The following is a 20393-nucleotide window of genomic DNA, read 5'->3' on the forward strand; positions in this document are numbered from 1 at the left end:
AAACAAAATCATACTATCTTATACTATCATTTTTTTTTTGATTTTTGCAGTAGCCATTTTACTTATCCCGACAAATAATTTTTTCCAAAGTGTTTTTATTCTAAAAAGCAAGAAGGAGTTACAAGTATTATGTAACCCCTCCTTTCTAATTATTTGGCAAGTTGACTTAAAACTTCCGCTTTATCAGTTCTTTCCCATGGTAAATCTAAATCATTGCGTCCAAAATGTCCGTAAGCAGCTGTTTGTTTATAAATAGGACGTCGTAAATCTAACATTTTAATAATACCAGCAGGTCGAAGATCAAAGTTAACGCGAACCGCATCAATCAATTCCTCTTCTGAAACCTTCCCTGTTCCAAATGTATCAATGGAAATAGATACTGGTCTTGCTACACCAATCGCATATGCAAGCTGTACCTCACATTTATCCGCAAGACCGGCAGCTACAATGTTTTTAGCAACATATCGAGCTGCATATGCTGCTGAACGGTCCACTTTTGTAGGATCTTTTCCAGAAAACGCTCCCCCACCATGGCGTGCATAGCCCCCATACGTATCAACGATGATCTTACGTCCAGTTAGACCTGCGTCACCTTGTGGTCCTCCGATTACAAACCGACCAGTTGGATTAATAAAGTATTTGGTATCGTCATCAATTAAGTCTTTTGGAACAACCGGACCAATGACATATTCTTTCACATTGCGTTGAATTTGCTCTAAGCTGATTTCAGGATGATGCTGAGTCGAAATAACAATGGTGTCAATTCTCGCCGGTTTCCCATTTTCATCATATTCAACGGTTACCTGTGTCTTTGCATCAGGTCGTAAATATGGAAGAATTTCTTCTTTTCTTACTTCCGCTATTCTGCGTGCCAATTTATGTGCTAAGGAAATTGGCAAAGGCATTAATTCCTTTGTCTCATTACATGCAAAACCAAACATTAGACCTTGATCTCCTGCACCAATTGCTTCAATCTCTGCATCTGACATTTGGCCTTCACGAGCTTCCAGTGCCTTATCCACACCCATTGCAATATCAGCCGATTGCTCATCAATAGAAGTAAGAACGGCACAAGTCTCTGCGTCAAAACCATACTTCGCACGAGTATAGCCGATATTCTTAATCGTTTCTCGAACAATTTTCGGAATGTCCACATAAGTGCTTGTGGTAATTTCTCCTGCAACAAGCACAAGACCGGTTGTCACGGATGTCTCGCAAGCCACACGTGCGTTAGGATCTTTTTCTAGAATCGCATCCAAAATGGCATCTGAAATTTGGTCACATATTTTATCAGGATGGCCTTCTGTCACGGACTCGGATGTGAATAAACGACGTTTATTTGTCATCTTTTTTCCTCCCTTAAAGGTAAATCACGCTCTATATTTACGCCTCACGGTACTCATTCCCTAATAGTATGAAATAATCAATAGAATTTATCCTCGATTCTTTCAAGATGCTATTTTCGGAAGTATCATCCTTCTCATTTTGCATTTCATAGGTTGGGGACGTATAACAAAATAAAACCTTTCCCAATAAAAAATTCTGAGGAAAGGTTTATAAAATCGTCTTTACGCCTTTCACTCTTATCGTTCAAGGAGTTTCCTTGCTACAGGTTAGCACCTTTTCATTTTAGAATGTTTATAAAAGTGAATCCCAACATCTTATTTCTAAGCTGTCTAGTTTTTCACTTTTATTCTAGTATATACACCTAAAAAGCTGGTTGCTGGGCTTCATCGGGCCTGTCCCTCCACCATCTCGGGATAAGAGTATCCGTTCAAGGTAAAATCATACGCAATTTGTCTTTTCATGTCAACTATTTCACATAGGTTTAAGTTATTTCGGTTATTAATTATATGATAGTAAGAAATAGCTTAATGGTTAAAACTTTTTATTAAAAAAAATTAAGCAGATATAGTATAGACTATTTATATAATTGTGTTATACTAATTAACATAACATGAAATTAAATTCTTTAATAAAGGATGGTAGCGCATTCATGAATTCAATCAGTTTATCCAACGGATTAGGAGAATTGTTAAATAAAGATAATGTTTACACTCAATTATCCGTTCCTCGTTTAGTGGAGAAAGTTTTAGCGCGGAAAGAAGGAATTTTAACATCAACTGGAGCCATTCAGGCTGAAACCGGAAAATATACAGGGAGATCCCCTAAAGATAAATTTATTGTTGAAGAGCCTTCGGTAAAAGATAAAATAGATTGGGGTTCTGTCAATCAACCAATTTCTGTGGAAGTCTTCGACAAACTGTATCATAAAGTTATCCAATATTTAAGCAAAAAAGAGGAACTTTTTGTATTTAAAGGGTTCGCCGGAGCTGATGAAAGAAGCCGTCTTCCTATTCAGGTAGTAAATGAATATGCATGGCATAATTTATTCGCACATCAATTGTTTATCCGCCCTACTGAAGAAGAATTATTGAATCATCAAGCACAATTTACTATTTTATCTGCACCTAATTTTAAGGCAGACCCACAAGTAGATGGAACAAAATCGGAAACTTTTATCATTATATCCTTTGAACGCCGAATTATTTTAATTGGGGGAACAGAATACGCAGGAGAAATGAAAAAGTCGATTTTCTCCATAATGAATTATTTACTGCCAGAAGCAGGTATATTACCAATGCACTGTTCTGCAAATGTAGGCATTGAAGGTGATGTCGCTTTATTTTTTGGCCTTTCCGGTACAGGGAAAACTACATTATCAGCTGATCCAAATCGCAAGCTTATAGGGGATGATGAGCATGGATGGTCAGCAAATGGGGTCTTTAATATAGAAGGCGGATGCTATGCAAAATGCATTGGTTTAACACGAGAAAAAGAACCGCAAATTTATGATGCCATTACATTTGGTGCTGTCTTGGAAAATGTAATGATCGATCCAGAAACACACGAAGCTATATATGACGATAATACCTTAACAGAAAATACACGTGCAGCGTATCCAATTCAATCGATTGAAAATATTGTTCAACCTAGTGTTGCAGGACATCCGCAAACAATCGTTTTCTTAACAGCAGATGCATTCGGGGTCTTGCCTCCTATTAGTAAATTAACGAAAGAACAGGCAATGTATCACTTCTTAAGTGGTTATACTTCAAAGCTAGCTGGAACAGAACGCGGGGTTACTTCCCCTGAGGCCACATTCTCTACATGCTTTGGAGCTCCATTTCTTCCACTTCCTGCAACCGTCTATGCAGAAATGCTCGGTAAGAAAATCGACGCCTATGATGTCGATGTCTTTCTTGTTAATACTGGATGGACTGGAGGCGAGTATGGTGTTGGATCTCGTATGAAATTAAGCTATACACGTGCAATGGTTCAAGCTGCAATAGAGGGGAAATTACACCATGTTGAAACAGTGCAAGATGACGTATTCGGCTTAAATATTCCACTACATGTTCCCGGAGTACCTGATGAAGTATTATTACCAAATAAAACATGGGGCAGCCAAGAGGAATATACACAAAAGGCAAAAGAACTCGCTGAAAAATTTCATGTGAATTTTCAAAAGTTCTCACATGTTGCGAAAGAAATCGAAGAGTTGGGTGGACCGAAAAGATAATAAAACACAGAAGGATCGTGCACATCATCGAACAGATTGCTATTTAAAAAGGGTGACAAAATCATAGTCACCCTTTTTAATTTGTAGAATTTAAAGAGATTAGCTGATAAAAAATAGTTGTTTTCCCCTTCTCCCATTCTACCTTTTGTATAATAGCTGTCCCGCTTGAATCACTATCCATTGTTCTTTTGACATCGATTGGAATATCGATTGGATATAAGCGATACCCTGTCTTCTCCAACAAAAATAAATTATCGCCGATTCTATTTTCATTTCCTTTTGTTACAATTATCGTATTTAATTCTAAAGGCATTCCCATTTAGTATTCTCCTTTACTCATCATTCCTTCTCTATTTTATCATGTCACCTGCTGATTTTTCATCCATGAACATAAATCGGAAACAATTTGCCGATTCATGGCAGGCGGAAAATAGTGTGTGTAATTTGGAAAATACCATGTTTCCACTGATTTACCAAGAATCTTCAATCTGTTTTCCAACCTTTTTGCATGCTCAAAAGAAACATTTTGATCTTTTTCTCCATGAATAATTAATACAGGTGATTCTAATTCCTCTAGAAAATACAAGGGTGTTCGATCCCTGTATCTCTCAGGATATTTTGCAGGGGTACCGCCGATTACCCGTTTCATCATTCTTCGCAAATCCTGCCTCTCCCAATAGGTCAATTCCATATCAGATACCCCGCCCCATGTTACTACGGATACTGTTTCTTTTCGATGGATGGCAGTATGGAGTGCCATTACCCCTCCCCTAGAAAATCCAAACACATGAACTCGGTTCCTTGCTACTCGGGGATACCATTTTAAAAGATCAAATGCTGAATAAGCATCCATTCGATCCTCTCCCGCAAAATCTTCATCCCCTTCTCCTCCTCTGTTACCTCGATAGAATGGTGCAAAGACAATAAAGCCCTCACTTGCAAATTGTCCGATTCTTGCAGGTCTTACCATTCCTACACTTTTAATTCCACCTCTTAAGTATAAAAAACCATCATAAACTTGATCATCGTTTGGTTCGGCCAACAGTCCTTTAACTTTATAGGAACCGGACATATAGGTAATGATGTACATATTTACCTTAGGGTTGGGAGATGGATATCGTATTTTTCTCAGTATATTCATATAAAATCCTCTCCTCCGTGCCAATCTTTTTTATCCATGTCTTCTAGGCATTCACACATTTTTTTTACAATCATACGATATGTAACAAATCAACAAATAAACGAATGCCTATAAGGAGGTATATATATGAAAAGATGGCTTAAGATTAGCTTTTCACTTTTGTTCACATTCATTCTGCTGTTTTCTTTAGGAGCATGTTCGAAAAAAGAAGGCATGAAAACAGTTCGCGTCGCAGAAGTCACTCGCTCCGTCTTCTATACACCACAGTATGTAGCAATTCAGAAAGGATTTTTCAAAGATGAAGGTTTAAAAGTAGACTTAAAAACAACCGCTGGTGGTGACAAAACGATGACTACTTTATTATCAGATGGCGCAGATATTGCCCTTGTAGGATCTGAAACCTCCATTTATGTTCATGCTCAAGGGAGTGACGACCCCGTTATCAATTTTGCCCAGCTAACAAGAACTGATGGTACTTTCCTAGTATCCCGAAAAAAAATGGATAACTTCTCTTGGGACCAATTAAAGGGTTCGACCTTCCTTGGCCAAAGAAAAGGCGGCATGCCACAAATGGTCGGTGAATTTGTTCTTAAAAAACATGGCATTGATCCTCATAAAGATTTAAAACTTATTCAAAATATCGATTATGCTAATATTGCGAATGCCTTTGCCTCGGGAACAGGCGATTTTGTACAATTATTCGAACCTACTGCATCGGTATTTGAAAAAGAAGGAAAGGGATATATTGTTGCTTCTTTTGGAAAAGAATCCGGCAATGTCCCTTATACCGATTATATGGCAAAGCAAAGCTATATGAAAGAAAATAAGGACACCATTGAAAAGTTTGTACGTGCCTTATACAAAGCCGCAAAATGGGTAGAAGATCATGACTCAACTCAAGTTGCAAAAGTAGTTCAACCGTTTTTCGAAGACACAGATATTGACATACTAGCATCTTCTATTGAACGCTACCGGAATCAAGGATCCTTCGGCACTGATTTAGTGTTGAATGAAGAAGGCTGGAACAATCTTCAAGATATTATGAGTAATGCAGGAGAATTGCCAAAAAAGGTTGATTATAAAACACTTGTAAATACTTCGATTACAAAAAAAGCTATTAGAGAATAAGGAGGTTAAAGCCTTTATGAGCTTCCTAACTGTAGAAAATGTCCACCATAGCTACTTTACACCAAAATCAGCTACGGATGCTTTAAAAAACATAAGCTTTGAGATTGAAGAAGGGGAGTTTATTTCTCTTCTTGGTCCAAGTGGATGCGGTAAGACAACGATGTTATCTATCCTTTCCGGATTGATTAACCCTACAGAAGGCACTGTTTTAATCGATGGGGCTGCACCAATCTCCTTAAAATCATCGATCGGCTATATGCTCCAGCAAGATTATTTATTCCCTTGGAAAACAATAGAGGAAAATATCCTTTTAGGCCTAAAACTGAATAAACAATTAACAGAACAATCACGAGCTACAGCAATTAATTTGCTAAAGGAAATAGGACTTGAGGGTGTTGAAAACCAGTATCCAAGACAACTTTCCGGAGGTATGAGGCAGAGAGCAGCGTTAGTAAGGACATTGGCCATTAATCCTAAAATCTTATTTTTAGATGAACCATTTTCCGCTCTCGATTATCAAACAAAATTAAAATTAGAGGACTTAGTATTTGAAACATTAAAGTCTTACAAAAAAACAGCAGTCTTAGTTACCCATGATATTGGCGAAGCAATTTCCATGAGTGACCGAATTTTATTATTTGCCGCTAAGCCTGGAAGATTATATAAAACGTTTCGTGTCCCTGATGAGCTAAGAGTCATTCGTCCATTTGAGGTAAGAAGTAAAGAAGCCTATTCGGTGCTATTTCAGGAAATTTGGAAGGAGTTGGAATCTCTTGAAAGCCACGAATAAACCAAGTTTCCTTTATCGCCAATATTTAAATAAGCTAAAGATTGAAAAAAGATGGGTCCGATTTTATCAGTTGATTATTTTAATTGCCTTTTTTGGACTTTGGGAAACAGCAAGCAGGCTTCATTGGGTTAATCCCCTTATTTTCAGTTCCCCATCAAAAATATGGATATTATTCGTTCACAAGATTCAAGATGGAACGATTTTCAGCCATATTGGGGTAACGGTATTTGAAACGATTATGGGATTTGTCCTAGGAACGTTACTAGGTGCACTTCTAGCAGCCATCTTATGGGCATCGCCAAGGCTTTCAAAAATATTAGACCCATATCTCGTTATCTTTAATGCCATGCCAAAGGTAGCCCTTGGGCCAGTCTTAATAGTCATCTTTGGACCAGGTTTATCTTCAAGCATCGCGATGGGAATCATTATTTCGGTTATCGTTACAACCATCGTCATCTACACTTCATTTCGGGATGTGGATTCTAACTATCTGAAAGTACTCCAAACATTTGGTGCAACAAGGTCACAAATGTTCAAGGAAGCCATCCTGCCAGCTTCCTTTCCGACTATTATCTCTACATTAAAAGTAAATGTCGGATTATCCTGGGTAGGAGTCATTGTAGGGGAGTATTTAGTGGCGTCAAAGGGTCTTGGCTATTTAATCATATACGGATTCCAAGTGTTTAACTTTACCCTTGTAATGCTTTCGTTAATTATAGTAGCGGTAATCGCTACAATCATGTATCAATTAGTCGATTTATTAGAAAAGAAGCTTATTAAGGATTCTTAATAGAAAAGGGTGCTAATTGTCTGGCACCCTTGCTATTTTGATGTAAAGTCCTTTAATATCCCAATATTATCTATATGTCTTTTTGCATCTTCATCCCCTAAGTCATACAACATTTGGTAAGCGCGAAGTAAATTTTCATCGGATATATCATTCGAACGGTCATGATGGTATTCTAATGCAGGAATATGTGCTCTTAAAAATCCTTCTATATCTGCATCATAATTGGAATCGAAAATTTGTCTTAATTGTGTAATTTCCTCATCCGTCGCTTCAATTTTAAAATTCCACACGGAGGCGTCTTTGCTTTTAGATATTTCTCCGCTTCCCAAATCTACATAATAAGTATGTTTCATTTCTTCCATGGCTATTTCACCTCTATATTATTTTCACTTCACATACAAAAATTCTTTATGTATCGTTTCCCACAAAACGACTAAAAATATTCTTATTAAATATAAAAGCGCAAGCACCTTGGTGAACGGCGGTAAAGATTTCGGAGTCTTTGACTATGATCAAGGAAACACAGGGAATGAAAATAGTATTTCCATTTTCAACTGATGTTGACTTATCGCATGGAGGAGACATAGAAATTCGCTAGCCGATAGGCGCTGGAGCTAGACAAGACTCATAAAAAAAGAAGGTGTTCTATTTGAAATTAGTGGATGAACTTTTTGAAATATATCGCGATCGATTAACAGGTGATGATGAAGATTTAGACATTATTGCGTTAGCAGTTGTAGAAAATAATAGTCGCCAAGAGTTATTAAACATCGTGAAAGAAATGAATGATTATGAATTACATTTTTTTATTAGTATGTATTTAACCGAAACACTGAAAGATAAATTCGCAAAGTACTCAGGTAATATGGACAATACACAGCAGTCTAAGTATCTTCATTGATTTTAGATTATTTTTCCTTCACTGGATGTTCATTTCTATCCCATATTTCTTACGTAAATATATTAAATTCATGATAAAATAAGAATATGGACGAAGAAAAAGGGGTACTCTTATGTTAATTGTGACTGCAATTATTTCAGTTATTATTATCATCGTTATTATGGCAGCTGCTGTTATTACAACATCTAAAGCTTACTCATATAAGCATACCATCGATCCGATTGAAAATAACCCAAATATAAAAAACGCAGAGAAAGAGCCATCAGATAAATAAGGATGGTTCTTTTGACTTTTCATGTGAGACATAATAATCTAAAGAAAAATAAGGAAGTTATCAGTCATGCTAAAATATTTATTTATCCTTCTCATTCGTTTTTATCAGCTTGTTATTTCCCCTTTAAAACCACCCACTTGTCGCTTCTATCCAACATGTTCGAATTACGGGCTAGAATCCATTAAGAGGTTCGGCGCTTTTCGTGGAGGATATTTAGCGATTAAACGTATATTAAAATGCCACCCTTTGCATCCAGGTGGAGTAGATCCAGTTCCGACAGAATGGCCAACAAAAAAGCAACAAAAATAATTGTTGCTTTACCGCTACGAATCTAGTATTATATTTTTGTTCCCTAAATCGGAATCATTCTATTTTCTAAAATAATTGAAAACTTATTTTTTTGGTAAGTAAATCGGAATTATTACGATAATCAATAAAGCTAATACGACTTCACTAGAAGCCGAGGCTGACAATGAAGAAACTTACCAGAGAGGAGCTAAATTGTTGAAAAAACCATTACTACTCATTATATTCACCTTTTTCTTGATTATGGTAACTGCTTGTTCTAATCAAGGAGAAAAAACAAATAATCAAAAACTAAACATATATACAACTGTCTATCCGCTAGAATATTTTACAAAACAAATTGGCGGAAAGTATGTAAATGTAAAAACCATTTATCCACCAGGATCAGATGAGCATACGTATGAACCTTCCCAAAAAGATATGATGGATCTTGCCGATTCAGATTTATTTATATATATAGGGCTAGGTCTAGAGGGATTCGCCAATAAAGCGAAAGACATCCTAAAAGGACAAAATGTTGATATGGTTGCAACCGGGGAACAGTTGAAATTACCACATGATGCCTCTTTCAATGACGGGGATGAGCATGGAGACGTGAACCCACATGTATGGCTTGACCCTATCTACATGAAGGAGATGGCCCATACTATTAGTAAAGAACTTGCTAAGAAAATGCCAAAACATAAAGATGAGTTTGAAAAAAATTATACAAACGTTGCAAAAAAATTAAATGAACTAAATCAGCAATTTATAGATGTAACCAAGCAGAGTAAAAAGAAGGAAATTGTCGTTACCCATGCTGCTTATACCTATTGGGAGCTTCGATATGGTATTAAGCAGGATGCGATTGCTGGCATTTCTACAACGGATGAACCTTCGCAAAAAAAATTAAAAGAAATTATTGATACCGTAAAAAGAGATAATCTGTCTTATATATTATTCGAACAGAATGTCCAATCTAAACTTGCAAAAGTTGTCCAACAAGAAACTGGCACGAAGGTCCTTTATTTAAACAATCTTGCTGTGCTAAGAGAAGCAGATATAAAAAATAAAGAAGATTATTTTACCTTAATGCAAAAAAATATTCATACCTTAAAGACTGCATTAAACTAAACTTCCTTTGATTTCCGTAATATTTTCATACCACAAACAAATAATATTGGATGTATCATCAATTTTAATAAAAATGAGGTGGTATGACGATGGCAAAGGATGTTTTGTGTGAAGTTAACAACTGTCATTATTGGAAAGATGGAAACAAATGCTCTGCTGATCAAATATATGTAGTAAGCCATAAAGGGCACGAAGCCAAAAATCAAGCTGAAACAGATTGTAAAACCTTTAAGCCTGAAGGAAATTGGTAATAAGAAACACGCAAGCACATTGCTTATCAGTGAATGGATGCAGAAATTATCTCTTCTAATTTCAACGAGGCAGAAGGGTATTTTCACCTAATGATGACTTACTTAGAATTCCGCTAGCCGATAGGTACTGAAGCGAAACAAAATTAATTTGTATTATATAAAGAAATCGGCAAAATGCCGATTTCTTTTTTAAGAAAATATTTCCTTATATAATGTAACTTTCTCTAAACGACTTTTATTTACTTCATATCCAATTCCAAATCCTGTTGGTGCTTTTATTTCACCATTTCGTACTATTATTTCTGGAGAAATTATATCCTCTTCCCAGTACCTGCTTGACGAGGATATATCACCAGGTATGGTAAAACCGCTTTTAGTTGCTAATGCAATATTATGCGCTTTTGAAATGCCAAACTCAATCATTCCTCCGCACCATACTTTAATATTGTTTGCAATACATAGATCGTGCATTTGAATAGCATTCCATAAACCGCCAACACGGCCGATTTTTATATTAATGACCCCACAGCTTTTTAAATGAATGGCACTTTTGGCATCATGAAGCGAAACTATACTTTCATCCAAACAAATAGGTGTTTTTATTTTTTCTTGCAAAATAGAATGCTCAACGATATCATCAATCCCCAGTGGTTGTTCTATCATTAATAACTGAAATTCATCCAAAGCCTGAAGGACCTTGACATCATTTAAGGAATAGGCAGAATTTGCATCCACCATTAAGTCTAGAGTCGGGTAATGCTTTCGTATTTCATTCAAAAGATGATAGTCATTACCGGGTTTGATTTTTACTTTTACTCTTTTATAACCTTCCTGTAAATACATGGCTATATTCTCAATCGCCTCTTTAGGATCCTGTGTGCCTACCACAACTCCTGCAGGAACTCTGTCTCTAACACCACCAACAAGTTCCCATAGAGGCTTTCTTTGCTGTTTAGCATATAAGTCCCAAATAGCTGTTTCAATACCCGACTTAGCCATATGATTTCCACGAATTGCTTCGAAGCTTTTAGATACCTCTCTCGGATGCTGGATAGGCTGCTGAAAGATGATTGGGAGTAAGATATCCTTTAACATATGGTAGGCGGTTTTCACTGTTTCCTCCGTATACCAAGGAGTTGAAAAAGGAACTGCCTCCCCTAAACCAACTCTTCCCTCCTCATCACTTATTTCTATAATAATTGCTTCCCGTTCGGTTACTTTGCTTAGTGAAGTGGAGAATGGGGATCTTAATGGCATTTTTATAATGGATAACTGTGCTTCTATTATCTTCATTTTTCCATATCCTTTGGAAGTATTTCTTTTAGCTTTCTTCGCAGCAGTTTATTGGAAGCATTTCTAGGCAATGCTTCTGCTTTGAAAATCTTTTTTGGTATTTTATATTTCGCTAATTTCTGATTACAAAAAGAGAGTAATTCGTCTTCCGATACCGGATGATTCAAAACGACAAACCCGATTGGTACCTGACCCCATATCTCATCTGCTATTCCGGTTACTCCTGCTTCTCGGACATTAGGATGGGCCAATAATACCTCTTCAATTTCAGCCGGATATATATTTTCCCCTCCTGATATAATCAAATCTGAGCGCCTGTCCATGACAAACAGATATCCTTCTTCATCTACATATCCAATATCTCCAGTTTTTAACCAGCCGTCTTCAAAACTATTTTGATTCGCTTCAGGTCTATTTAAATAGCCAATAGTGACATTAGGTCCTTTCACAAAAATTTCTCCAGGTTCATTGGGTATATTTCCTTTCCCCTCTGAAATGATTTTCAATTGAGCTGGAAATAATGGTTTCCCTGCGGAACCAAGTTTTCTAATACTATCTTCTGGCGCTAAAGTAACAATTTGCGAAGAAGTCTCTGTCATTCCATAGGACTGAAAGACAGGGATTCCTTTCTCCGCACAAGCTTCCAGTAAAGGCCGCGGAGCAGGACCACCGCCAAGTAGCATGCACCGAAATTTTTCATGATATCCTTGTCCATTTAACGAGGTAACCATTCTTTGCAGCATGGTGCCTACTACCGACATAATGGTTATATTTCCTGTCTGTAATAATCTATTCACTCTTACCTCGTCAAATTGCTCCATTAAATATACAGGAATTCCATAAATAACACTTCTCATTAAAATAGATAACCCACTGATGTGAAAAATAGGAACGGTACAAAGCCATGCATCATCCTCTTTGATTCCAAGATTAAGAGCAGATCCAATGGCGCTCCACCAATGATTTCCAAATGTTTGTAAGACCCCCTTGGGATTACCCGTTGTCCCAGATGTATACATAACCGAACATATATCAGAAAGTATATATTCGTTTACAACTTCCATTTCTTTCTTGGGCAAATGTTTCAGCTCTTGAATGGTGGTAAGTTGAAGGGAATCATATAATAAATGAATGTCATTTTGTATATTTATAAAATCGTCGTCACTTACTAATAACTTAGCTTGACTATCCTTTAGCTGAAATATCAATTCAGATGGGGTTAAACGGTGATTTAAAAATACAGTCTTTACACGTAATTGCTGTAGTGCATGGATGATAAAAACTGTTTGAGGACGATTTTTCACTAATAAGGCAACTGTATCTTCTTCTTTTATACCTAAAGAAGATATTTTTTGAGCATATATTTTTGCCTCTTCAAACAATTCGATAAAGCTCCATGCTTTATTTTCATAAACAAGTGCATTTCGGTTAGGGGTTAAAAAAGCACGCTGCTTTAAAAAGTTTGGAATGTTTGTTTCCATTCAGATCACCTTCATTTTATCTACATAAATACTTAGACAGTATCTTTTCTTAAAGATTAGTTCTAGCTAGGAATTAACACAGATTCGATAAACAACCATTTTTTAAAGAAAACAACCCTAAGAAAAGAGCTTGATGGTATTCCACCAAGCTCTTTGATCATTTTTGTCCAGTTGCAACGCCTATTGGCTAGCGGATTTTTCCGGCTACGGTAACTCACCATCAGGTGAAAATGGAAAGCCATTTTCAAAAGCTTGTGAACTACCTCACTGCTTTCTTTTTCTCAGTCGAAGACTACTACGAAGATGAAATTTGAAGAACTAATTTCACTCATCTATACGCAACGGGGCAAGGCGCTTTCACATGAATCAATCAAGGAAAACGAGGGAATTGTCCAAAGTCTGGTTTGCGTTTTTCTTTAAACGCGTCGCGACCTTCTTTTGCCTCATCTGTTGTGTAATAGAGAAGTGTAGCGTCCCCGCCCATTTGTTGTAATCCTGCTAATCCATCTGTATCAGCATTGAATGATGCCTTTAGGAAGCGAAGTGCCGTTGGGCTTTTCTCAAGAATTTCATTACACCATTTAATTGTTTCTTCTTCCAATTTTTCTAAAGGAACAACTGTATTTACTAATCCCATATCCAATGCTTCCTGAGCATTATACTGGCGACATAGATACCATATTTCGCGCGCCTTTTTATGACCAACAATGCGTGCTAAGTATCCTGCACCATAACCTGCATCAAATGAACCTACTTTTGGCCCAGTTTGTCCAAAAATGGCATTATCAGCTGCAATCGTTAAATCACAAACAATATGCAGTACATGTCCACCACCGATGGCATAACCTGCAACCATTGCAATTACCGGTTTTGGTGTAAAGCGGATTAATCTCTGTAAATCAAGAACATTCAAGCGTGGAATATTGTCATCTCCAACATAACCACCATGTCCGCGAACTTTTTGATCCCCACCTGAGCAAAACGCTTTGTCTCCAGCACCAGTTAAAACAATGACACCAATTTTGCTATCATCACGTGCATAAGAAAATGCATCAATCATTTCATTTACTGTTTTTGGAGTAAATGCATTATGTACATGAGGACGGTTAATAGTTATCTTCGCAATACCATTATACGTTTCATATAAAATTTCATCATATTTACGTTCAGCAATCCATTCTACTGCCATTATTATTCCTCCTTGTTCATTAACGTTCCATCAGATTTTTTTGCAGTAATAGTGCAAAATGTTACGAAAAACAGCCTAATTTATCTGCTTCCGTTAAAAACTCCCTTACTATTGTACCAAACTTTCTCGGACTTTCCACATGAATTGCATGTCCTACATTTGGAATGGTTACCCATTTAGCATGGGGCATCTTATTTTTCATTTCTTCCGCTATCTTGCAAAATTTATAATCGAGAGCGCCTGTCATTAACAGAATGGGCATTGGTAAGTCTTTTAGTGAGTCCCACCAAGATGGCTGACTACCCGTTCCCATTCCTAAAAGACTATTAGCAAGCCCAACAGGATCATTAGATAACCTTTGTAACCTTATACTTTTTTGTAAAGAGGAATCAAGAGATTTCTGTGTATCGAATAAAGGAATATTCGACCAATAATCTACAAAAGCTTCGATTCCCTCCTTAATTATTCTTTCTGCTAATATTTTATCTTGCTTTCTTCTAGCTGCTCTATCTTTTTCATGTTCCAAGCCGGGAGAGGCACTTTCTAATATTAATCTTCGCGTTCTATCGGGATATTTTTGTGCAAATGTAAGTGCTAATCTCCCGCCCATTGAATAGCCAAGAATACTAGCACTCTTTATAGCTAATTTATCTAGTATTTCTTTTAAATCATCGGCAATCAGTTCGATATCGTAACGAGAAGGATTATTAGGACAATCTGTTTTACCGTGGCCTAAAATATCTACAAGGATTACCTTATAATGATCTTTTAAAAAGTCGGCAAGAAAAGTCCATGTAGAAAAATCACCAGTAAATCCGTGCAACAATACGACTGGTTGACCCTCTCCTAATACTTTAATATGATATTGAACATTATGAATATCCATCAACATCCTGAATCACCGGTTAAAAATTGATCTTTTTCTTGTGAAACACGATTCCACATCTTTCTATGAATCTGAACATTTGTTTCACGATTAGTTGGTACTTCGATGACATTTAAACCTGATGTTTCCACCGCCCTTGTGATGGAAGTTTGGAATTCATCCCAATTTGCAACCTTTTTATAGTTTCCACCGTACATTTTTACTGCATATTCAAACTCAATATCAATTGGTGTTCCAAATAAATTTTCAAAATTCTTGGAAGAACCCGCTTGTGGAAGAAACGAAAAGATTCCCCCGCCATTATTATTAATGACTATAATTGTTATATTTAAATGATGCATTTTAGCTGCCAGAAGCCCGTTTAAATCATGGAAGAAAGAAAGGTCTCCGATAATCAAAAACATATTTTCCGCATAGACGCTTGCTCCAACAGCGCTGGACACTACACCATCAATGCCGTTAGCGCCACGATTAGCCATTATCCGAATGTTTTTTTGATTAGTATGGAAGAAACTATCTACGTCCCTTATTGGCATACTATTTCCAACAAATAAAGTACTGTCATTAGGCAATAATTTGGTTAGCTCTAAAACTACTCTGCCTTCGTCCAGTTCCTGAACATCCTCTATTGTTTGTGTAACAATTTGTCTCGTCTTATCATTTAATGTTTGCCACATTTCGAGCCACTTACTTGTTCGCTCTTGTTTAATCAGTGATGAAATACCTTCACAAAATAGAACTTCATCCATATGGACCATTTGTGTTCCCATTTTTACAGGATCTCTCCAGCCGCTTCCACTATCCACAATAATATGCTCTACATTTTTCAGCTTTTTAAGGAATAGTGTCAATGGTTTCGATACAGGCATAGCTCCAAAGCGTAAAACAACTTCTGGAGAAAGTTTCTCTTCATGCTTGCCGTCTTTTAAGATGGAATCATAGTTATCTATTATTGTATCCCCACTATGTAAACCACTTCTTAACTGTGATAACGGATCCGCTAAAATAGGATATCCTAACTGATTGGAAAGGGTTAGAACCGCTTGTTTAAAACCCGGTTCATCCAAAACACCACAAAGAATTAGTCCTTTTGGATGTGTTTCAAGCTCCATGCAAATCCTTTCCATTTCCCCATTTGAAAGAGATAATTTTCCTTGAGTGCTTTTAACTGCTTGTTTTGCTTCACCAAATGGTGATGGATCTAGCCTTGGAATAAGCGGCTCCCTAAATGGAAAATTCAAATGGACGGGCCCTGCTGGTGCTTGCGTAGAAATATTAACCGCTCTTGCTGCGGTAGTCCTAACAAAATAGTGCAGTTCCTCATTTTCATCCGGAATTGACATTTCTACAAACCATTTCACATGTTTACCATATAAGTTAATTTGATCAATCGTCTGTGGCGCTCCTATATCCCTTAATTCATGTGGACGATCCGCAGTTAATACAACCAACGGTACTCTTGAAATTTTCGCCTCTACGATTGCCGGATAATAATTTGCAGCAGCAGTTCCAGATGTACAAAGCAGAGCTACTGGTTTTCTTGTCTGTTTTGCCATTCCAAGTGCAAAGAAAGCTGCTGAACGCTCATCAATATTAATATGGTAAGTAAGTTCCGGATGTTCAGCAATCATCATTGCCAATGGGGTTGATCTAGATCCAGGGCTAATAACAACATCTTTGACGCCATTAAAGACCAACTCCTGTATAAAATCTGCTAAATATGTTGTTAGTTTTTCTTGATCATTCATCTTCTTTTCCTCCCAATGCACGAAGCATAGGACGAAATTTAATTTTTGTTTCTAAATATTCATCCTCTGGGTTCGAATCCGCAACAATTCCACACCCAGCATATATAAATGCTTCATTTCCTTTTATTAAACCTGATCTAATCGCAACAATGAATTCACCATTACCACGATAATCCATCCAACCAATAGGTCCGGCATATAAGCCCCTGTCCATATTTTCAACATCCCTTATGACTTTCATTGCATCCTGTCTTGGTGTACCACCGAGTGCTGGAGTAGGATGAAGAGATTCTACCAAATGAAGAATAGATGTGTTTTCCTTCACTTTCCCTTTTACAGGTGTGTACAAATGCTGAATATCCGGCGTTTTCATTAAGGTAGGTTCATCTGGAATATCAACCTCCCTACAATGCTCACGGAATACATCTGCGATCATCGATACTACTAACTGATGTTCATGTCTATTTTTTTTATCCTCTAACAATATCTTTCCTAAAGCTTGATCTTGATTCGCATCACCGCTCCTTTTTATCGAGCCTGCTAAACAAGTAGATAGTACATTTTCCCCTATTTTCTTCACTAAACGTTCAGGGGATGCACCAGCAAAACTATCGTTATCAAGACCGAACGAAAACACATAACTGCCCTTCTGTTGTTCCAATAAATGATTTAATAACACTTCAGGCACAACTTTCTGCTGAAATTTTATTCTCATCTTTCTTGCTAAAACTACCTTATCTAAATATCCATCTTTTAATAACGAAACTACTTTCGAAACTGATTCTTTCCAGCCTTTCGGGTTCATTTCTTCCTGCTCTATGATTGCAGGTAACAAATCAGATGTTTGTTCCTTACGATTTAGTATGTTCATCATCTGCTTTTTCAAATGCTCTAAAATGGTTGTATCGTTTTCTGGATTCACCATGACATTTAGAGTAAGGAAACTTTCCTTTTCTTTCAGCGTAATCATTATTTCTGGAACAAAAAAAGTAGCATGTGAAAATGTTTCCCACTCAGGTTTTTTTCTATTATTGGGGTCAAATGTAAAACCACCGAATAATAAAGGTCCTGTCCCAGATTGATTTGCGGAATCATATATGAAAGCGTTTTCTAAAATATTATCCCATTTTTCCTCTACTAAATGGAATCTCTCATCTATCTGTTCAGAAACTATTTGAAGAACATTGCCAATCCCAATTATAATGGTCTCATTTTGAGGGTCTTTCCAATAAAAATAATCTTCACTATTGCGGATAACAGATGAATATGTTGGAAGAGGATGTGGAAGTGCAACCTTTTCTGTATAGCTGAATAAAATTGTTTTATTTATTTCTTTCGCTTGTTTTAAAGACATTTCAAATTGTTTATCCAAATATTTCACTTAAATCTCCCCCAGGGCAATAACATCTTAACTACAGTGTATATAAAAATAAATAGTCCTAATTTGGACATGACTAATGAAGAATTCATCCATTCTTAAAGATACACCTCCATAAGAATAGAGTCAATGTTCGACAAGTTTTGCACCCATCCTCTCCTATTATAATAATTTTGACTCAATAAATCAGCTATTGTATATTATCAGATTGAAAAAGGAATATTTTCACTGCAATACATATAAAAATTCATTGACACCACCTTCTCCTTTACCTACACTTTAGATTGTAGTGTTATGTCTTTTTTATCATAACCTTGAACCAATATAAGGGAGAGACTTATAATGAGTAAACAATTATCACCAACAATAGAACGTGATCATGGTTGGCGAATATGGTGGCAATTAACTAGACCCCATACATTAACTGCCGGCTTTGTGCCCGTTTTTCTAGGAACTGCATTGGCATTGCACTACACACATCTTAATGTGTCATTATTTATTGCAATGCTAATCGCTTCCTTATTAATACAGGCTGCTACCAATATGTTCAATGAATACTATGACTATAAAAGAGGCCTGGACAATGAAAAATCTGTAGGTATCGGCGGAGCAATTGTAAGGAATGGTGTACATCCTAAAACTGTCCTTAGACTCGCATTTATATTTTTCGGGATTGCTATTCTGTTGGGGGTTTATATTTGTATCAATACTACCTGGTGGATTGCAGTTATTGGAACTGTCTGTATGCTAATTGCCTATTTCTATACAGGTGGTCCTTATCCAATCGCCTATACACCATTTGGTGAATTCTTATCAGGATTCTTCATGGGTGTCATTATTGTTCTTATTTCTTTCTATATTCAAGTTGGAGAAATAACTGCAGACAGTATATTAATATCTATACCAATTATGATTCTTATCGGAGCTATCATGTTATCTAATAACATTCGCGACCTTGACGGGGATAAGGAAAACGGACGAAAGACGGTTGCAATATTAATTGGACGCAAAAAGGCAATTAATTTACTTGCTGCTATGTTCACCGTTTCATATGTATGGATTATTGCTTTCATTCTTTTTGGAGGAGCTACTCCTTGGCTTCTATTAATTTTGATTAGTATTCCAAAACCAATAACCGCTGTTAAAGGTTTTATTGGAAAAACAGAACCAATACAAATGGTGCCCGCAATGAAGGCCACAGCCCAAACAAACACATTCTTTGGATTACTGCTATCCATTGGTTTAGTAATCGCCCACTTCTTATAAACTACAAAAAAAAGACTTCATTCCTTGTATTGGGAGTGAAGTCTTTTTTTACTATTTTACTTGAGATCCTGCTGTTTTATCTATTCCTGTTTTGAATGGATTACTCTACTTTTTTCAGCAATAGGCTCATTGCTAAAGTTTGCCTACCTAGTTCTACTTGATTTTTACCAGCTAACTTCTGCTTTAGCTTAGTTACCCTTTTCTTCTTCTTTCTCACATTTCAACTGGACTCACGTTCCGCTACTTCCTTAATAAAGCTAACCTATTACAACCTTTGCGAACTCACAATCCGTTATTAATGAATTATCACGATGATAAATGCTGGTTTTATACCGAACGTAGTTCCGCTAAAAACCAAAATTGTTCCTTGGAGACACAGATATCTGAACTATTTTCGATCCAAGGGTGGCCCCCGAATGACATTCATTCTACCATTCTTTCTCAAGCATTATGTTGGCTTCTACTATAGAGTAATTCATCACTATATATTGGTAAATGTGATTCATATTACATTTAAAATAAAAAAAAAAAGGATTCCTCATTTTATGAGAAATCCTTTCTTTTACTATGTATGACCCGTACGGGATTCGAACCCGTGTTACCGCCGTGAAAGGGCGGTGTCTTAACCGCTTGACCAACGGGCCAAAATATGGCGGAGAAGGAGGGATTTGAACCCTCGCGCCGCTTACGCGACCTACACCCTTAGCAGGGGCGCCTCTTCAGCCACTTGAGTACTTCCCCAGACATAAAAATGGCTCCGCAGGTAGGATTCGAACCTACGACCGATCGGTTAACAGCCGATAGCTCTACCACTGAGCTACTGCGGAACAATAATTGAAAGTTATTTTGCTATTGCAAAAAACTCTGGTGGGCCT

General features: G+C 36.8%; 20 protein-coding genes, 3 tRNA genes and 1 riboswitch. Of the genes, 10 read left to right on the forward strand and 13 right to left on the reverse strand.

Annotated features, from left to right (window positions below):
- Positions 1 to 149: 149 nt before the first annotated feature.
- Complete coding sequence (metK, locus tag CWO92_RS14840) at positions 150 to 1346, reverse strand: methionine adenosyltransferase (protein ID WP_101354997.1); 1197 nt, start codon at positions 1344 to 1346, stop codon at positions 150 to 152.
- Positions 1347 to 1580: 234 nt separating this feature from the next.
- Positions 1581 to 1767, reverse strand: a riboswitch (SAM riboswitch).
- Positions 1768 to 1996: 229 nt separating this feature from the next.
- Here metK and pckA point away from each other — a divergent pair.
- Positions 1997 to 3583, forward strand: a complete 1587-nt coding sequence (pckA, locus tag CWO92_RS14845) for a phosphoenolpyruvate carboxykinase (ATP) (RefSeq protein ID WP_101354998.1) — start codon at positions 1997 to 1999, stop codon at positions 3581 to 3583.
- Between the two features lie 76 nt (positions 3584 to 3659).
- On the opposite strand, the gene CWO92_RS26075 is transcribed toward pckA, so the two are convergent.
- Both CWO92_RS26075 and CWO92_RS14850 read right to left on the reverse strand, forming a co-directional pair.
- On the reverse strand, positions 3660 to 3902 hold the full coding sequence (locus tag CWO92_RS26075; protein WP_158176555.1) for a DUF2584 domain-containing protein: 243 nt from the start codon (positions 3900 to 3902) through the stop codon (positions 3660 to 3662).
- 39 nt (positions 3903 to 3941) lie between these two features.
- Positions 3942 to 4724: an alpha/beta hydrolase family protein gene (locus CWO92_RS14850; protein WP_235851615.1), complete on the reverse strand. Its 783-nt coding sequence runs from the start codon at positions 4722 to 4724 to the stop codon at positions 3942 to 3944.
- A gap of 126 nt (positions 4725 to 4850) precedes the next feature.
- Between CWO92_RS14850 and CWO92_RS14855 the strand changes: the two genes are divergently transcribed.
- From CWO92_RS14855 to CWO92_RS14865, 3 genes are read left to right on the forward strand one after another with little or no spacing between them, the layout of a single operon-like run.
- Positions 4851 to 5852 (forward strand): ABC transporter substrate-binding protein, encoded by a 1002-nt coding sequence (locus CWO92_RS14855; RefSeq protein ID WP_101354999.1) that lies wholly within the window; start codon positions 4851 to 4853, stop codon positions 5850 to 5852.
- 16 nt (positions 5853 to 5868) lie between these two features.
- Positions 5869 to 6642, forward strand: a complete 774-nt coding sequence (locus CWO92_RS14860; RefSeq protein ID WP_101355000.1) for an ABC transporter ATP-binding protein — start codon at positions 5869 to 5871, stop codon at positions 6640 to 6642.
- Positions 6626 to 7432, forward strand: a complete 807-nt coding sequence (locus tag CWO92_RS14865; RefSeq protein ID WP_101355001.1) for an ABC transporter permease — start codon at positions 6626 to 6628, stop codon at positions 7430 to 7432. Before CWO92_RS14860 ends, CWO92_RS14865 begins: the two co-directional genes overlap by 17 nt.
- A gap of 32 nt (positions 7433 to 7464) precedes the next feature.
- Here the strand turns inward: CWO92_RS14865 and CWO92_RS14870 are convergent, their stop codons facing one another.
- Entirely contained in the window at positions 7465 to 7794 is a 330-nt protein-coding gene (locus tag CWO92_RS14870; RefSeq protein WP_101355002.1) for a hydrolase, read from the reverse strand.
- Between the two features lie 296 nt (positions 7795 to 8090).
- Here CWO92_RS14870 and CWO92_RS14875 point away from each other — a divergent pair, with 296 nt between their 5' ends.
- From CWO92_RS14875 to CWO92_RS14895, 5 genes are all read left to right on the forward strand, one after another.
- Positions 8091 to 8333 (forward strand): DUF6154 family protein, encoded by a 243-nt coding sequence (locus CWO92_RS14875; protein WP_437177554.1) that lies wholly within the window; start codon positions 8091 to 8093, stop codon positions 8331 to 8333.
- A 112-nt stretch (positions 8334 to 8445) separates the two neighbouring features.
- Positions 8446 to 8607 carry a YtzI protein gene (gene ytzI, locus CWO92_RS14880; protein ID WP_101355004.1) on the forward strand — a complete coding sequence of 54 codons (162 nt, stop codon included), beginning with the start codon at positions 8446 to 8448 and terminating at the stop codon, positions 8605 to 8607.
- Positions 8608 to 8673: 66 nt separating this feature from the next.
- Complete coding sequence (gene yidD, locus CWO92_RS14885) at positions 8674 to 8916, forward strand: membrane protein insertion efficiency factor YidD (RefSeq protein WP_101355005.1); 243 nt, start codon at positions 8674 to 8676, stop codon at positions 8914 to 8916.
- Positions 8917 to 9111: 195 nt separating this feature from the next.
- Complete coding sequence (locus CWO92_RS14890) at positions 9112 to 10026, forward strand: metal ABC transporter solute-binding protein, Zn/Mn family (protein ID WP_233270004.1); 915 nt, start codon at positions 9112 to 9114, stop codon at positions 10024 to 10026.
- Between the two features lie 89 nt (positions 10027 to 10115).
- Positions 10116 to 10277: a DUF1540 domain-containing protein gene (locus CWO92_RS14895; RefSeq protein WP_083489246.1), complete on the forward strand. Its 162-nt coding sequence runs from the start codon at positions 10116 to 10118 to the stop codon at positions 10275 to 10277.
- Between the two features lie 189 nt (positions 10278 to 10466).
- On the opposite strand, the gene menC is transcribed toward CWO92_RS14895, so the two are convergent.
- The 6 genes from menC to CWO92_RS14925 all read right to left on the reverse strand — a co-directional run bounded on the left by menC (position 10467) and on the right by CWO92_RS14925 (position 18255).
- Positions 10467 to 11570 (reverse strand): o-succinylbenzoate synthase, encoded by a 1104-nt coding sequence (gene menC / locus CWO92_RS14900; RefSeq protein WP_101355006.1) that lies wholly within the window; start codon positions 11568 to 11570, stop codon positions 10467 to 10469.
- On the reverse strand, positions 11567 to 13051 hold the full coding sequence (locus CWO92_RS14905) for an o-succinylbenzoate--CoA ligase (RefSeq protein ID WP_101355007.1): 1485 nt from the start codon (positions 13049 to 13051) through the stop codon (positions 11567 to 11569). Before CWO92_RS14905 ends, menC begins: the two co-directional genes overlap by 4 nt.
- 370 nt (positions 13052 to 13421) lie before the next feature.
- Positions 13422 to 14240 carry a 1,4-dihydroxy-2-naphthoyl-CoA synthase gene (menB, locus tag CWO92_RS14910; protein ID WP_101355008.1) on the reverse strand — a complete coding sequence of 273 codons (819 nt, stop codon included), beginning with the start codon at positions 14238 to 14240 and terminating at the stop codon, positions 13422 to 13424.
- Positions 14241 to 14301: 61 nt separating this feature from the next.
- Positions 14302 to 15126 carry a 2-succinyl-6-hydroxy-2,4-cyclohexadiene-1-carboxylate synthase gene (menH, locus tag CWO92_RS14915; RefSeq protein ID WP_101355017.1) on the reverse strand — a complete coding sequence of 275 codons (825 nt, stop codon included), beginning with the start codon at positions 15124 to 15126 and terminating at the stop codon, positions 14302 to 14304.
- Positions 15126 to 16874, reverse strand: a complete 1749-nt coding sequence (gene menD / locus CWO92_RS14920; RefSeq protein WP_101355009.1) for a 2-succinyl-5-enolpyruvyl-6-hydroxy-3-cyclohexene-1-carboxylic-acid synthase — start codon at positions 16872 to 16874, stop codon at positions 15126 to 15128. The genes menH and menD overlap by 1 nt, the downstream gene beginning before the upstream one ends.
- Positions 16867 to 18255 carry an isochorismate synthase gene (locus CWO92_RS14925; protein ID WP_233270002.1) on the reverse strand — a complete coding sequence of 463 codons (1389 nt, stop codon included), beginning with the start codon at positions 18253 to 18255 and terminating at the stop codon, positions 16867 to 16869. The genes menD and CWO92_RS14925 overlap by 8 nt, the downstream gene beginning before the upstream one ends.
- A gap of 339 nt (positions 18256 to 18594) precedes the next feature.
- Here CWO92_RS14925 and CWO92_RS14930 point away from each other — a divergent pair, with 339 nt between their 5' ends.
- A complete protein-coding gene (locus CWO92_RS14930) occupies positions 18595 to 19518 on the forward strand; it encodes a 1,4-dihydroxy-2-naphthoate polyprenyltransferase (RefSeq protein WP_101355010.1) in 924 nt (307 codons plus the stop codon).
- A gap of 572 nt (positions 19519 to 20090) precedes the next feature.
- Here the strand turns inward: CWO92_RS14930 and CWO92_RS14935 are convergent.
- The 3 genes from CWO92_RS14935 to CWO92_RS14945 all read right to left on the reverse strand — a co-directional run bounded on the left by CWO92_RS14935 (position 20091) and on the right by CWO92_RS14945 (position 20345).
- Positions 20091 to 20162: transfer RNA gene (locus CWO92_RS14935), tRNA-Glu, on the reverse strand.
- A 6-nt stretch (positions 20163 to 20168) separates the two neighbouring features.
- A tRNA-Ser gene (locus CWO92_RS14940) sits at positions 20169 to 20259 on the reverse strand.
- An 11-nt stretch (positions 20260 to 20270) separates the two neighbouring features.
- Positions 20271 to 20345, reverse strand: a tRNA-Asn gene (locus CWO92_RS14945).
- Positions 20346 to 20393: the final 48 nt, after the last annotated feature.

This window comes from Heyndrickxia camelliae, assembly GCF_002844575.1.
Classification (GTDB): domain Bacteria; phylum Bacillota; class Bacilli; order Bacillales; family Bacillaceae_C; genus Margalitia; species Margalitia camelliae.

Bases quoted from the DNA above. Each gene is read 5' to 3' on its own strand.
- CWO92_RS14870 (WP_101355002.1), bottom strand. From the start codon at position 7,794: ATGGAAGAAATGAAACATACTTATTATGTAGATTTGGGAAGCGGAGAA.
- yidD (WP_101355005.1), top strand. From the start codon at position 8,674: ATGCTAAAATATTTATTTATCCTTCTCATTCGTTTTTATCAGCTTGTT.
- menC (WP_101355006.1), bottom strand. From the start codon at position 11,570: ATGAAGATAATAGAAGCACAGTTATCCATTATAAAAATGCCATTAAGA.
- pckA (WP_101354998.1), top strand. From the start codon at position 1,997: ATGAATTCAATCAGTTTATCCAACGGATTAGGAGAATTGTTAAATAAA.
- menB (WP_101355008.1), bottom strand. From the start codon at position 14,240: ATGGCAGTAGAATGGATTGCTGAACGTAAATATGATGAAATTTTATAT.
- CWO92_RS14930 (WP_101355010.1), top strand. From the start codon at position 18,595: ATGAGTAAACAATTATCACCAACAATAGAACGTGATCATGGTTGGCGA.
- CWO92_RS14850 (WP_235851615.1), bottom strand. From the start codon at position 4,724: ATGAATATACTGAGAAAAATACGATATCCATCTCCCAACCCTAAGGTA.
- menD (WP_101355009.1), bottom strand. From the start codon at position 16,874: ATGAATGATCAAGAAAAACTAACAACATATTTAGCAGATTTTATACAG.
- CWO92_RS26075 (WP_158176555.1), bottom strand. From the start codon at position 3,902: ATGGGAATGCCTTTAGAATTAAATACGATAATTGTAACAAAAGGAAAT.
- CWO92_RS14905 (WP_101355007.1), bottom strand. From the start codon at position 13,051: ATGGAAACAAACATTCCAAACTTTTTAAAGCAGCGTGCTTTTTTAACC.
- metK (WP_101354997.1), bottom strand. From the start codon at position 1,346: ATGACAAATAAACGTCGTTTATTCACATCCGAGTCCGTGACAGAAGGC.
- menH (WP_101355017.1), bottom strand. From the start codon at position 15,126: ATGGATATTCATAATGTTCAATATCATATTAAAGTATTAGGAGAGGGT.
- ytzI (WP_101355004.1), top strand. From the start codon at position 8,446: ATGTTAATTGTGACTGCAATTATTTCAGTTATTATTATCATCGTTATT.
- CWO92_RS14860 (WP_101355000.1), top strand. From the start codon at position 5,869: ATGAGCTTCCTAACTGTAGAAAATGTCCACCATAGCTACTTTACACCA.
- CWO92_RS14895 (WP_083489246.1), top strand. From the start codon at position 10,116: ATGGCAAAGGATGTTTTGTGTGAAGTTAACAACTGTCATTATTGGAAA.
- CWO92_RS14855 (WP_101354999.1), top strand. From the start codon at position 4,851: ATGAAAAGATGGCTTAAGATTAGCTTTTCACTTTTGTTCACATTCATT.